The 12,706-nt window shown below is 69.8% G+C and carries 10 protein-coding genes; 3 read left to right on the top strand and 7 right to left on the bottom strand.

Annotated elements, in window-relative coordinates; genetic code table 11:
• Window positions 1-75 precede the first annotated feature (75 nt).
• Window positions 76-960, bottom strand: coding sequence for an NmrA family NAD(P)-binding protein (locus tag AOK17_RS36935; RefSeq protein ID WP_055616972.1), 885 nt, complete (start codon window positions 958-960; stop codon window positions 76-78).
• Window positions 957-1,385 carry a nuclear transport factor 2 family protein gene (locus AOK17_RS36940; protein ID WP_055616973.1) on the bottom strand — a complete coding sequence of 143 codons (429 nt, stop codon included), beginning with the start codon at window positions 1,383-1,385 and terminating at the stop codon, window positions 957-959. Before AOK17_RS36940 ends, AOK17_RS36935 begins: the two co-directional genes overlap by 4 nt.
• Before the next feature lie 89 nt (window positions 1,386-1,474).
• On the opposite strand from AOK17_RS36940, the gene AOK17_RS36945 reads away from it, so the two are divergent.
• Complete coding sequence (locus AOK17_RS36945; protein ID WP_055616974.1) at window positions 1,475-2,077, top strand: TetR/AcrR family transcriptional regulator; 603 nt, start codon at window positions 1,475-1,477, stop codon at window positions 2,075-2,077.
• Between the two features lie 131 nt (window positions 2,078-2,208).
• Here the strand turns inward: AOK17_RS36945 and AOK17_RS36950 are convergent, their stop codons facing one another.
• The 3 genes from AOK17_RS36950 to AOK17_RS36960 all read right to left on the bottom strand — a co-directional run bounded on the left by AOK17_RS36950 (window position 2,209) and on the right by AOK17_RS36960 (window position 6,556).
• Window positions 2,209-4,260 (bottom strand): DUF1996 domain-containing protein, encoded by a 2,052-nt coding sequence (locus AOK17_RS36950; RefSeq protein ID WP_055616975.1) that lies wholly within the window; start codon window positions 4,258-4,260, stop codon window positions 2,209-2,211.
• A 562-nt stretch (window positions 4,261-4,822) separates the two neighbouring features.
• Complete coding sequence (locus AOK17_RS36955; protein ID WP_055616976.1) at window positions 4,823-6,028, bottom strand: cytochrome P450 family protein; 1,206 nt, start codon at window positions 6,026-6,028, stop codon at window positions 4,823-4,825.
• 249 nt (window positions 6,029-6,277) lie between these two features.
• Window positions 6,278-6,556, bottom strand: a complete 279-nt coding sequence (locus AOK17_RS36960; protein WP_245697611.1) for a DUF6296 family protein — start codon at window positions 6,554-6,556, stop codon at window positions 6,278-6,280.
• 234 nt (window positions 6,557-6,790) lie between these two features.
• Here AOK17_RS36960 and AOK17_RS36965 point away from each other — a divergent pair, with 234 nt between their 5' ends.
• Window positions 6,791-9,589, top strand: coding sequence for a SpoIIE family protein phosphatase (locus AOK17_RS36965; protein ID WP_079053484.1), 2,799 nt, complete (start codon window positions 6,791-6,793; stop codon window positions 9,587-9,589).
• A gap of 13 nt (window positions 9,590-9,602) precedes the next feature.
• On the opposite strand, the gene AOK17_RS36970 is transcribed toward AOK17_RS36965, so the two are convergent.
• Both AOK17_RS36970 and AOK17_RS36975 read right to left on the bottom strand, forming a co-directional pair.
• Entirely contained in the window at window positions 9,603-11,300 is a 1,698-nt protein-coding gene (locus AOK17_RS36970) for an MFS transporter (protein ID WP_079053485.1), read from the bottom strand.
• Between the two features lie 120 nt (window positions 11,301-11,420).
• Window positions 11,421-11,792: a helix-turn-helix transcriptional regulator gene (locus AOK17_RS36975; protein ID WP_055616981.1), complete on the bottom strand. Its 372-nt coding sequence runs from the start codon at window positions 11,790-11,792 to the stop codon at window positions 11,421-11,423.
• 133 nt (window positions 11,793-11,925) lie between these two features.
• Here AOK17_RS36975 and AOK17_RS36980 point away from each other — a divergent pair.
• A partial coding sequence (locus AOK17_RS36980; protein ID WP_063997344.1) for an ANTAR domain-containing protein occupies window positions 11,926-12,706 on the top strand: 781 nt, incomplete at its 3' end.

The following is a 12,706-nucleotide window of genomic DNA, read 5'->3' on the forward strand; positions in this document are numbered from 1 at the left end:
CGGTTCGTCGGGCGCCGGGCCGACCCGGTGTCCGGCGGACAGGCGCGTACCGCCCCTACGAGGAGGCGGGACCGCCTACAAGGAGACCGGATCGCTCAACTCGCGTTCGGCAACCGCGCGGAAGCCGTTCGGCGGGCGGCCCGTGAGGAGCTGGACGGTGCCGGTGGTGCGATCCTCGGCGCCACCGGCGATGGCGCGGTCCATGTCTGCCAGCATGGTGGCGAACTCCAGCGGTATGAACGCCGCGAGGCGGTCCCGCAGTTGCTCATGGGTCAGTCGGTGGTGGACCACGGTTCGACCGGTGACCTCCGTGACGATCGCGGCGATGTCGTCGTAACTGAGCGCCTCAGGACCGGTCAGGACCAGTTCGGCGTCGGGGGCGCGGTCGTCGGTGAGGGCGCGCACGGCGACGGCGGCGATGTCGTCGGCGTCGACGAAGCCGACACGGCCGGAGCCGGCCGCGCTCAGGATGGTGCCGTCCGCACGAATGCTGTCGGCATGGGCGTGCGCGCCGGTGAAGTTCTGCATGAACCACGAGGGCCGCAGCACCGCCCACTCGTCGAACAGGCCGGGCAGCGCCTGATGCACCATTCCCACCGCCGGGCCGCCCTCGGGTATGGCCGAGGAGCTGAGGAGCACCGCGCGGCGCACCCCGGCGGCGCGGGCCTGCCGCAGGAAGGGCAGCATGACCGAAGCCGGGTCGGAGTCGCCCAGGGGCGGGATGAGGTAGACGCGGTCCACTCCGTCGAGCGCGTCGGCGTGGGTCGCGGGGTCGCCCCAGTCGAAGCGGACCGGTTCCGTGCCCGGCACCGGGGTCGCGCGACGACTGGCGGCCTTGACGTGATGGCCGGCGGCGATCAGCTGCTCGGCGGTACGGCCGCCCGTGGTGCCGGTGGCACCGATGACCAGAGTCGTGCCGGTGACACTCGTCGGCGGAGCGGTGCCGGTGATGCTGCTCATCGGGTGCCGCTCGCGACGAAGCCGACGCCGGGTTCCTGAACGGCGAGCGGGTTCCAGTAGTCGCGGTAGGAGGAGATGAGCCCGTCCTGGAAGGTCACGACGGCGATGTAGGTCATGTCGAAGGGGCCGCCGGTCTCCACGACCCGGCCCACACCGCGCATCTCGACCACGATGACGTCGGGCTCGGTGGTCTGGTGAATCCGCACGTCGCGGATGTCGTGCAGGTCGATGTGGTCGGGATAGTGGCGCATGTAGGCGGCGACGGCCTCCTTGCCCTCCAGCCGCCCGGGCCAGCCCTGGGGCGCGAAGGGAAATTCCATGACGCCGTTCTCGGCCCACAGGTCGACCCAGGCGGGGATGTCCTTGTCCAGCAGCAGCCGCAGGCTGTGGCGATACAGATCTGCCGGTGAGGTGTGCGCGGGCATGCGTTTCTCCGTCCCGTACGATACGGACCACCGGTCCGTTTCAATGGACGATACGGACCCGGGGTCCGCTTTGCAAATGGAGGAGCAGCATGACCGAGCGCAGACCACGCAAGGACGCGGCCCGTAACCGGGCTGCCGTCCTCGCGGCAGCCGACACGCTCTTCACCGAGTGCGAGAGCCCCGAGGACGTCACCATGGCCGACATCGCGACGGCGGCCGGCGTCGGCAAAGGGACGCTCTTCCGGGCCTTCGGCGACCGCACCGGACTGATCCGGGCGCTGTACGCGACTCGACTCGAACCGGTCAGGAACGCCGTCGAGGAGGGCCCCGAGCCATTGGGGCCCGACACTCCGCCGCTTCAGCGCGTACCGGCCCTGCTCGACGCCCTCCTGTGCTTCAAGCTCGACAACCGCCATCTCGCCCTGGCCCTGGAGGCGACCGGCAGCGACAGCCCCTACCAGGCGGAGCACTACGAGCGCTGGCACAGCCTGCTCCGGTCCGCACTGGAGCAGATTCCCGGCCTCACCAACAGCGATTTCACCGCGCATGCGCTGCTCGCCACCGTCCGGGCCGACCTCGTCGAGCACCTGGCCGGCCGGAAGGGCGTGCCCCGGGAAGACATACGGAAGCAATTGGCGAGCTTCATCGCCGAGGTGCTCGGCGGCACGGGGCCGGACGAGGCGCCGCGGTAGCCGGTTCCGCACACAAGAGAGGAGCCGACCGGGTTTCCCCGGCCGGCTCCTCGATGCCGCTATTTCGATACGGCGTTACCTCGTTGTGGCGCTACCCCGTCGCGGCGCTACCTCATGGTGGCGCTGCCGTGTCACGTCTGCCTGCTGTTGATTCGGCGGAGCAGTACGAACCCTGCGAGCAGGAGCAGCGCTCCGGCCGCGGCCGGCCACAACTGCGTCCCGGTGTCGGCGAGTCCGCCCGAGGTCGCCTGCGGTTCGAGTACCGAGGCGCTCGACGGCTCGGGGCCAGGCACGGCGCCGCCGAGGTCGTTGTCGTCGCCACCCGTCGCCGCGGCCTCGTCGCTCTGGACGGCCGACGGGGACGAATCGGTCTTCGGCACCGCTTCACCGTTGCCCTTGTCCTCGCCGTCGGCGGGGTCGGGGGCCTGGGTGCTGTCGGTCGAGGGCTTCTCCGTGTTCTCGGCGCCGTTGTCGGCGGGCTCCTCGTCCTGGTTGTTCCCACCGGACGGGGCGGTGGCAGTGGGCGTGGGCGACGGGGTGTTCTCGCCACCGTTGCCGTTCCCATTGCCGTTGTCCGCGGGGTCGTCGTCCCCGTTGTTGCCGCCGGGCGGGTTCTCGGGCGTCGGCGACGGGGAGTTACCCGGCTCCTCACCCGCGCCGCCACCGTCGCCGTCACCCGCACCGTCGGCGGCGTCGCACTTCCGGCCTCCGTTGATGCAGTCCACCATCTCCCCCATCAGGTCCTCGTCGAAGACGTTGATGAAGTCGCCGTGGTCGGTGACCGGCTTGTGCAGCTGCTCCGGGAAGGAGTCGACCGCGAACAGCGGGGTGGTACGGCCGCCGTCGTTCAGGCTGGGCGCGTCGATGTCGTAGACGATCCGCTGGACGAGCTGCGGGATGGCCTTGAAGCCGTTTCCGCAGACGCCGTTGGCGTCGGCGAAGGCCACGTGGGTGCGGTGGTTGGCGCTGTCGATGTTGTTGCCGTCCCAGCAGCTCTGGAACTTGAAGGTGCGGACCACGTCACTGCCCTGGGGGCAGAGCGGGTACTTGTCCTTCAGCTGCCGGTCCTCGAACCCGGTGCAGCTCCACGAGGCGTTGGCGTTGGCGTTGCCGTTGACGAACGCCTTGGCGTCACCGGTGATGATGCGCAGCAGCTTCGGCATCTCGGTGACCTTGCTCTGCGGGTTGCCCACGAAGGTCATGGTCACCTGCTTCGGCGTGACGATCTCACCGGCGTTGCCCTCGATACCGCCGCCGGGAGAACCGGCGTCCTGCTCCTCGGCGCCGTTCTGCAGACGGATCACGGGCCAGAAGTACGAGGACTTGTCGCCCTTGTTCTCGCAGGACGTGTCGCCGTTGGCCAGGTCCTGGTCGCTCGCGAAGGCGTTGTTGTCCTGGTTGCCGACGTAGTCGTGGAAGTGGTGGGCGCCGTTGGTGACACCGGGGGCCACGATCACGTTGTCGGAGTTGAACAGGCCGTTCGCGTTCACACCGCAGGCGGTGCTGAAGGTGCCGCGGGAGGCGTTGCCCTGCTTGCGCGCGCTCTGCACGTTGGGCTGGACCGACTTGATGTCCACGAAGTCGGCGGCGACAGGGCCGTTGCCGCCCTGGCCGCCGTTGCCGCCCTGCTGATCGCCCTGCTCGTCGCCCTGGCCCTGACCGTTGTCCTGGCCTTCGCCCTGGTTCTGGCCGTCCTGGCCCTGGTTGTCCTGGTTGTCGCCGTCCTGCTGCTGGTCCTCGCCGCCCTGGTCGCCGTTCTGTCCGTCGCCGCCCTGCTCGCCCTGGTTGCCCGAGGCGCGAAGTATGCAGGCCGCGAAGGGCTCAAGACCCTGCGGACGGTCCCCCACGCGGTCGACGGCTATCGCGATCCGCTCGATGGTCGCGGCTCGCTTCTCCTTCAGCGGGTTCATGATCGAGTTCTCGGCGAAGGCACCGTCCTGCTGGATGGCCTGCGTCGACTGCTGCAACCGCTGGTAGGCCTCGGCGATCTGCTTGTCGAGGAGGGCGAGTTCCTTGTCGACCTCCGCCTTCGCCTCGTCCGGCACCGCCGTCAGCTGGCTGCCCACATCCGGGCAGTCGATGGTGGCTGCGCCCGAGGCCAGGACCTGACCTGCCTGGGTCTGACCACTCTCGGAGGCCGTCGCGTAGACGTTCGCCGCTACCAGCCCACCTCCCCCCAGCATCAGCGCGACCGCCCCAATGGTCGCGCGTCGTGCGCCTGTTGGGCGTCTGCGCGTGTTGCGTCCCAAGGATCTACTCCTACGCTTCTGTTGCCGGAGCCGGCATGGCAATCCCCCGCCCTATACGGAGGGGAGGCCCCGAGTGTTCAAACGTCTCGCGGATTCATAGAAACCTCTCATGAACCAGCCCACCCGAGGGCGCCATACGGCTTCTTGCTCCTCGTCCGCGTACACGCCCCGTCGTCCGGCAGGTGTACGCGGCCGGTCAATGTGACGGAGAGATACGGGCGCCTCCGAAGTGACGAGGACCTTACCCCAGAGAAGGGCGGCGAGCGCGGGTCGCGTCTGCGCCGCTCTCATCGCCACGGAGTGGGCGCCGAGCCGGAAACGCCTTGCGGCGCCCGGCAGACAGGCCTGCCGGGCGCCGCGAAGTCGAGGTGTCGATGAGGGCGTGCCGTCGCGTAGGTACTGGTGGCGGACGGGGTCCGGCGACAGCGGACCTTATTACTGCCGGTAACCAACAAGGTCCTGAGCGCCGTCGGTCACGGGCGCGGTAAGCCGCCGGTCACCAGCGCACAGGAAGTTCGCGGGCACCCCTGATCAACAGCCCCCGCATCCAGGGCAGCTCGGACTCGTCGGCGTCCAGCCTCAGGTCCGGGCAGCGTTCCAGGAGGGTGCGGATCGCGATGCGGCCCTCCAGCCGGGCCAACGGGGCGCCCAGGCAGTAGTGCAGGCCGTGCCCGAAGGCGATGTGGCCGCGGGAGTCCCGGCGGATGTCGAACCGGTCGGCCTGCCGGAAGCGCTCCGGATCACGGTCGGCGCCGGCCATGGCGATCAGGACGGTGGAGCCGGCGGGGATGGTCACGCCGCCCATCTCCACGTCCTCCAGCGCCAGCCGGTCCGTGCAGTTCTCCACCGGCCCGTCGTAGCGGAGCATTTCCTCGATCGCGCCTTCGAGCAGCCCGAAGTCGGCGCGCAGGTCGGCCAGTTGGCCGGGATGTGTGAAGAGGGCCCGCATGCCGTTGCCGATCAGGTTGACCGTGGTCTCGTGGCCTGCGATGAGCAACAGCACGCACATGCCGATGAGTTCGTCGGGCGAGAGCCGGTCGCCGCCCTCGTCCACGGTGTGGATCATCGCGCTCAGCAGGTCCTGGCCGGGCGTGATCCTCTTGGCCGCGACCAGTTCGGCGAGGTACGCCGGCATCTCCTGGTAGGCGCGTGCCTCCGCCTCCGGACTCGTACGGGCGACCATCTCGTTGGACCAGGCTCGGAAGGCGTCCCGGTCGAGCGCGGGCACGCCGAGCAGTTCGCAGATGACGGTCATGGGCAGTGGAAAGGCGAAGGAGGCCACCAGGTCCGCCTGCCGTTCCTCCCCCGCGAGCATCGCGTCCAGCAGTTCGTCGGCGATCTGCTGGACCCGGGGGGCCAGGGCTTCGATGCGGCGCGGGGTGAACTCCCTTGCCACCAGCCGCCGTAGCCGGGTGTGGTCCGGCGGGTCCGACATCAGCATGTGGGCGAGCGCCGGCTGGTCCTGCTCGGTGTTGACGATCTGGCCGATGTTCCCGGACTTGCGCCAGTCCCGGCTGAGCCGGGGGTCGGTGAAGGCGGTACGGCACGCGTCGTAACCGACGACGAACCACACCTCCTCGCCGTCGGTGTCGAGCACCCGGTGTACGGGTCCGGCCGCACGGAGTTCGGCGTAGACGGGATAGGGATCGCGGGTGAAGTCGCCGCCAAGTTGCTGCAGATCGACAACAGGCCCTGCCGACATGCTGTTTCCCCCTGATGATCGGTTGAAAAGCACGCTAACCGGGACCAGGCACAGGACCAACGGTTCTTTCGGCCAGGCGCGCCGTGCCGTGCCGACCACCTACCTCCGGTGGAGCGCGAGCGCGGCACCTGGGGCGACCGCACACCCTGTGGTGGCTCGGCGCGAGGAGCGCCGCCGGGTCGCCGCGCTGCTGCGCTGCTGCTCGTCCAGGGCCCGCCCAGGACGAGCCTGCGGCTTCCCTGAACTCGCCTAGGACTGCCGGAGCGGTTCGGCGGACGGTGGAACGGGCGACTGGTAGCCGCCGCTGGCCAGCATCCGTACCTCCCCCGCCGGGCTGATCTCGGCACGGAGAATGCCGGTGGGATCGCAGTAGACCGGGTTTCCGCCCGGTCCCACGGTGTCGGTCCGTTCGACGACCACCTTGTCCGTGGTCGCGCCGACGCCCGATCCCTCATGGGTGAAGGTCAGCCGGTACCGGTCCGGGGTGTGCATGACGACCTCCCGCACTTGGGGGATGAATGCGCGCAAATGACCCCCTCTCCATGATGCGGCGAGATCGTGCCGACGGCAGCGTCGGACGGCCCGGGATCATCGGCACCGGGCCGCGTCCACCACGTACCACCCCACATGCCAGGGCCGTGCTGCCCCACGGACCTGAGCCGCTCCTTCCGCCATTGGTCTGGGCCACTCGCCCCGGGCCAGCGCCCCTCCCGGAGCATGACCCTCTCGCCTCATGGCGCCCGGCAGTGTAGACATGGGCTTATGGTCCGACTCTTGGGTCGATCCTGGGCTCGGTCGACCCCCCGCCTCAACGGCCTGCGTGCGCGGCGCAGGCGTGACCGCCCTCGCCGGGCTCATGCGCGGCGAGCACGGCAGACGCCGCGCCATCCAGTCGATCCTCAAGGGGCCCACGACGGCGGGCACGGGCCCTCGGCGGGGCTACGGTCCGGGCTGGGCGGACGCAGTGTCGCGGGCCAGGTATTTGTCCTGCAAGTGGTGATCGTGCTGCTGCTGGTCGTGGCCGCGGTGGTGGCCCTGGTACTGCAGGTGCGGCACGACAGCACCCAGGAGGCCACGAACCGCTCCCTGGCCGTCGCCGAGACGTTCGCCAACGCTCCCGGCACCCGCGACGCCCTGAGTGACTCCGATCCCACCGCGATCCTTCAACCGCGGGCCGAGGCGGCCCGTGAGCGGTCCAAGGTGGACTTCATCGTGGTGATGAACACCGACGGGGTCCGCTACACCCACCCCAAGCCCGACCGGATCGGCAAGAAGTTCGTCGGAACCCTGGAACCGGCGCTGGAGGGCCGCTCCTTCACCGAGGAGATCACGGGAACCATCGGGCCGCTGGTGCAGGCCGTGGTTCCCGTCAAGTCGGACGACGGCAAGGTCGTGGGCCTGGTGTCGGCGGGCATCACGACCGAGAACGTCGGCGGTGTCGCGGACCGGCAGCTCCCGCTCCTGCTGACCGCAGCCGCCGCGGCACTCGCCCTGGCCCTGGGCGGGACGGCGCTGGTGAGCAGACGGCTCCTGCGCCAGACACACGGGCTGGGCCCCTTCGAGATGACCCGGATGTACGAGCATCACGACGCGGTGCTGCACGCGGTCCGCGAAGGCGTGATGATCGCCAGCGGCGAGGGACGGCTGCTGCTCGCCAACGACGAGGCGCACCGGCTGCTGGACCTTCCCCGGGACGCCGAGGGACGGCATGTGCTCGAACTCGGCCTCGACACGGACACGGCCGCCCTCCTGGCCTCGGGGCGCGTCGCGACGGACGAGGTGCATCTGGTCGGCGACCGGCTGCTGGCGATCAACCAACGGCCCACGGACCTCAAGGGCGGCCCGGCCGGCAGCGTCGCGACACTCCGCGACTCGACCGAGCTGCGCGCCCTGTCCGGCAAGGCCGAAGTGGCCCGGGAGCATCTCAAGCTCCTGTACGACGCCGGGGTGGGCATCGGTACGGGCCTGGACGTGACCCGTACCGCCGAGGAACTGGCGGAGGTGGCGGTACCGCGGTTCGCGGACTACGTCACCGTGGACCTGGCCGACGCCGTGCTGAGCGGCGAGGAGCCGGAAGCGGGCACCGATCTGCGCCGTACGGCGTTCAGCGGTATCCGCAAGGACGCTCCTCTCTATCCGGTGGGCGAGCGGATCAGGTTCGTCGCTTCCACGCCCCAGGCCCGCAGCATCGGCACCGGCCAGGCCGTGGTCGAGCCCAGCCTCCGGGAGGCTCCGGGGTGGCTCGCGCAGGATCTGGAGCGCACCGCGCAGGTCGTGGAGTACGGGATCCACTCGCTGATCATCGTTCCGGTGCGGGTGGGACACCTGGTGATGGGCGTGGTCAACTTCTGGCGCTCGGAGAAGCCCGAGCCGTTCGACGAGGAGGAGCTGGCCCTCGCCGAGGAGCTGGTCGCCCGTGCCGCGGTCTCCATCGACAACGCGCGCCGCTACACGCGCGAGCACACCATGGCCGTGACACTGCAGCGCAGTCTCCTGCCCCGCAATCTGCCCGAGCAGAGCGCCCTGGACATCGCCTACCGCTACCTGCCCGCGCAGGCGGGGGTGGGCGGCGACTGGTTCGACGTACTGCCGCTGTCCGGTGCCCGGGTCGCGCTCGTCGTGGGCGATGTCGTCGGCCACGGGCTGCACGCCGCGGCGACGATGGGACGGCTGCGGACCGCCGTGCACAACTTCTCCGCGCTCGACCTGCCGCCCGACGAGCTGCTCGGGCTCCTCGACGAGCTGGTCGGCCGCATCGACCAGGACGAGGCCGCGGAGGACAGCAGCGCCGCGATCACCGGCGCCACCTGTCTGTACGCCGTCTACGACCCGACCACCCGGAAGTGCACCGTCGCCCGGGCGGGCCATCCACCGCCTGCCGTCGTCAGCCCCGACGGCACCGTGGAGTTCCCCGAGGTGCCCGCGGGTCCGCCGCTGGGCCTGGGCGGCCTCCCGTTCGAGACGGCCGAACTGGAGCTGGCGGAGGGCAGCCGGCTGGTTCTCTACACGGACGGGCTCGTCGAGGACCGGGAGCGGGACATCGACGTCGGCCTCGAGCTGCTGCGCACGGCGCTGGCGGGGGCCGATCGGTCGCCGGAGGACACCTGCCAGGGCGTCCTCAACGCCCTTCTTCCCGACCGGCCCAGCGACGACATCGCCCTGATCGTCGCCGGTACCCGTGCCCTCGGAGCCGACCGCATCGCCGAGTGGCAGGTCCCGTCCGACCCGGCCGCCGTCGGCGAGGTGCGCGCGTCGGTCACCCGGCAGCTGACGGAGTGGGGGCTGGACGACCTGGCGTTCGCCACCGAGCTGATGCTCAGCGAGCTGGTCACCAACGCGATCCGGTACGGCACCGGACCCATCCAGGTCCGTATGCTGCGCGACCGCAGCCTGATCTGCGAGGTCTTCGACGGCAGTAACACCTCACCGCACCTGCGGTACGCGGCCAGCACGGACGAGGGCGGACGCGGACTGTTCCTCGTCGCCCAGCTCGCCGAACGCTGGGGGACCCGCTACACCCCGGCAGGCAAGGTCATCTGGACCGAACAGCCGCTGCCCTGAGGCGCCCTGAGGCTCAGCCGGGCGAGGGAGGATCCTCGCGGGGGCCCGGGCGGGACTCGGGCGGGTCCGAAGACGAGTCCGAAGCCGGGTCCGAAAGCGACCGGCTCGCGTCGGCGGGGCTCTCCCGTACGCCCTCGGCCCCGGCCTCCGGGACGTCCCCGGCCGCTACGGGCGTCATGGCGCCGTTTCCCTGGAGGCGCACCAGGTCGTCGGGGCGTACCTGAATGACGATCAGGGCGACCAGGGCGCCCACGACGGCGATGATCGCCGCGACGATGAACGCGCCCGAGATGCCGGAGGTCAGCACCTGGTCGCTCCAGGGCGACGGGAGTTCGCCGGTTCTGCGGAATTCGAGGCGCTGGGCCGGGGTCGCCTCCGCCATGAAGTCGCTGACCTGATCGGTGGCTTCGTTGCGGCTGGCCGTGCCGAAGACGGTCACCAGCACCGACAGGCCGAGTGAACCGCCCACCTGCTGGGTGGCGTTGAGGATCCCGGAGGCCGCCCCCGCGTCCTGCGACTCCACTCCCGAGACCGCCATCAGCGTCAGCGACACGAAGTTGAGACCCATGCCGAAGCCGAAGACCAGCATGGGGCCGAGGATGCTGCCCGCGTACGTGCTGTCGACCCCGGTCAGGGTGAGCCAGCCGAGTCCGATGGCGGACAGGACCGCGCCCACCGTCATGAAGGGCTTGGGCCCCCACTTGGGCAGCAGTTGTGAGGCGACTCCCGCGCCGATGGCGATGATCGCGCTCACCGGCAGGAAGGCGAGACCGGCCTCCAGCGGGCTGAAGCCCAGGATGTTCTGCACGAAGAGCGTCAGGAAGAAGAACATCCCGAACATCGCGGCGGCCAGGCACAGCATGATCGCGTAGACGCCCGCCCGGTTGCGGTCGCGGAACATCCACAAGGGCGTGATGGGTTGTTTCGACCTGCGCTCGATGGCGATGAACGCGGCGAGGAGCACCACGGCCGCCGCGAAGGCCGCGAGGGTGAGGCTGTCGCTCCAGCCGTCCTCCGAGGCACGGATGAACCCGTAGACGAGCATCACCATGCCGACGGTGGACGTGAGCGCGCCGAGGATGTCGAAGTGGCCCGGATGGCGCTCCGACTCCCGGATGTAGCGGGGTGTCGCCAGCACGATCAGCAGGCCGATGGGCACGTTGACGAAGAGGACCCAGCGCCAGTCGAGCCACTCCACGAGGAGTCCGCCGGCCAGCAGGCCGATCGCGCTGCCGCCGGCCGAGACCGCGGCGAACACTCCGAACGCCCTGTTCCGCTCGGGCCCTTCCTCGAACGTCGTGGTGATCAGTGAGAGGGCCGTCGGGGACGCGATGGCACCGCCGACGCCCTGCAGCGAGCGCGCCGCGAGCAACTGCCAGGACTCCTGCGAGAGTCCACCGAGCAGGGAGGCGAGCACGAAGAGCAGGACGCCGAACATGAAGACCCGGCGACGGCCGAGGATGTCGCCCAACCGCCCGCCGAGCAGGAGCAGACCACCGAAGGTCAGCGTGTAGGCGTTGATCACCCAGGACAGGTTCTCGGTCGAGAAGCCGAGCGAGCTCTGGATGTGCGGAAGAGCGATGTTCACGATGGTGATGTCGAGGACCACCATCAGCTGGCAGGAGGCGATGACGAGAAGTGCGATCCCCCTGCCTCGGCCCCGCTCCGGGGACTTGGCAGATTCCGAGGGTGTCGTCTGAGCGCCCGTCATGGCATTTGTCCTGCGTGTACGACGACCTGAAGGCCGACGTTCGCTGTACCGACGGTAGTCCTGAGCGCCGGGCCTCACCAGTCGATCTTGCCGTGGTCCGAGTGGCGGTGGCGCCACTTGTCACTCGTCGGCGGTGGAACCCTGTTCGGAGACGGACGCCGTCTGCAGCCGCTGCGATCTGGTGTCGCGCTCGGCGTCGTGCTGCGCCAGCACGGAGAGCAGACCCGCGACCGACAGCCCGGCATCGGCCGGGTGACGCAGGCCGGTTCCCGGCTCGATGTGGTACTCGTTCGTGCGCCCCTGCCTGGTGTGGGTGAGATAACCACCCTGCTCCAGATCGGCGATGATCTTCTGCACGGCCCGCTCCGTGAGTCGGCAGCGCGCGGCGATGTCCCGGATACGGGTGTTCTGGTCATCGGCGATGGCAGCCAGTACGCGGGCGTGGTTGGTGAGGAACGTCCAGCCGGAATGTGTCTCAGGTACTCCACCCATGCGCCACAGCATAGGACCTGTCATTCACGCATTCAAAAGGGCGAAAGAATTTTCATGTATCGCTTGACGTGTGAGCATCCGAAGCTGAGCCTGGTGGCGTTAGAGACGGCCGGATGCCTCAGGAGCGGCTGCCATGCGAGACACAGCACTTTCCGCGCAGTTCGAGAGCGGGTACGAGCCCGACCGCGCGGCATCGGTCATCGCGGCGAGGGGACGTCCGCCGACGCCCCTGAAGATGGAGGCGCATCAGGCCGGCGCGCGTACAGCCGTCGTGATCGCCGGTGAGATCGACCTCGACGGCGAGCAGGCGCTGAAGCAGGTTCTGCGCCGAGCCCTCGCCGGGTCGGTCACCGGAGTGGATCTCGATCTGAGCGGAGTCGGGTTCTGCGACTGTTCCGGTCTCAACGTCCTGCTGCGCCTGCGTCGGCGTGCGCTGAAGGACACCAAGACCGTCGTCATCCAGGCTGCCGACCCGGTGGTCGAGCGACTGCTCGCCCTCACCGAGACGTCGTCGCTGTTCGCGCCCGCATGCGCACCCATGTACGCGTCCACGGGCGAGGCCGCCCGAGCCGTGGCCCTTCCGGGCCAGGACGCCCGCCCCGACAAGGAACAACGCCCCACGGAGGAGGACGCGTTGCCCGACGATGCCGAGCGGAACCTGCGCGCGGAAGTCGTCCAGCTCAAGCGCGCCATGCAGACCCGGCCGGTCATCGACCTGGCCCGCGGAGTCCTGATGGCCTCCTTCGGCCTGAGCCCGGAGAACGCCTGGAACGTCCTGGTGGCGGTCTCCCAGAACACCAACACCAAGCTCCACCACCTGGCACAGGACATGGTGGGCGCCGTCCAGGGCGAGCCGCTCCCCGAACCCCTGCGACAGCAACTGGCGGCGGCGGTCGCCGAACTCACCACTCCCC

This window comes from Streptomyces phaeochromogenes (assembly GCF_001418655.1).
GTDB lineage: Bacteria > Actinomycetota > Actinomycetes > Streptomycetales > Streptomycetaceae > Streptomyces > Streptomyces phaeochromogenes.

Coding starts and splice junctions, on each gene's coding strand:
- AOK17_RS36935 (WP_055616972.1), bottom strand. CDS start 960: ATGAGCAGCATCACCGGCACCGCTCCGCCGACGAGTGTCACCGGCACG.
- AOK17_RS36940 (WP_055616973.1), bottom strand. CDS start 1,385: ATGCCCGCGCACACCTCACCGGCAGATCTGTATCGCCACAGCCTGCGG.
- AOK17_RS36945 (WP_055616974.1), top strand. CDS start 1,475: ATGACCGAGCGCAGACCACGCAAGGACGCGGCCCGTAACCGGGCTGCC.
- AOK17_RS36950 (WP_055616975.1), bottom strand. CDS start 4,260: ATGCTGGGGGGAGGTGGGCTGGTAGCGGCGAACGTCTACGCGACGGCC.
- AOK17_RS36955 (WP_055616976.1), bottom strand. CDS start 6,028: ATGTCGGCAGGGCCTGTTGTCGATCTGCAGCAACTTGGCGGCGACTTC.
- AOK17_RS36965 (WP_079053484.1), top strand. CDS start 6,791: ATGGTCCGACTCTTGGGTCGATCCTGGGCTCGGTCGACCCCCCGCCTC.
- AOK17_RS36970 (WP_079053485.1), bottom strand. CDS start 11,300: ATGACGGGCGCTCAGACGACACCCTCGGAATCTGCCAAGTCCCCGGAG.
- AOK17_RS36975 (WP_055616981.1), bottom strand. CDS start 11,792: ATGGGTGGAGTACCTGAGACACATTCCGGCTGGACGTTCCTCACCAAC.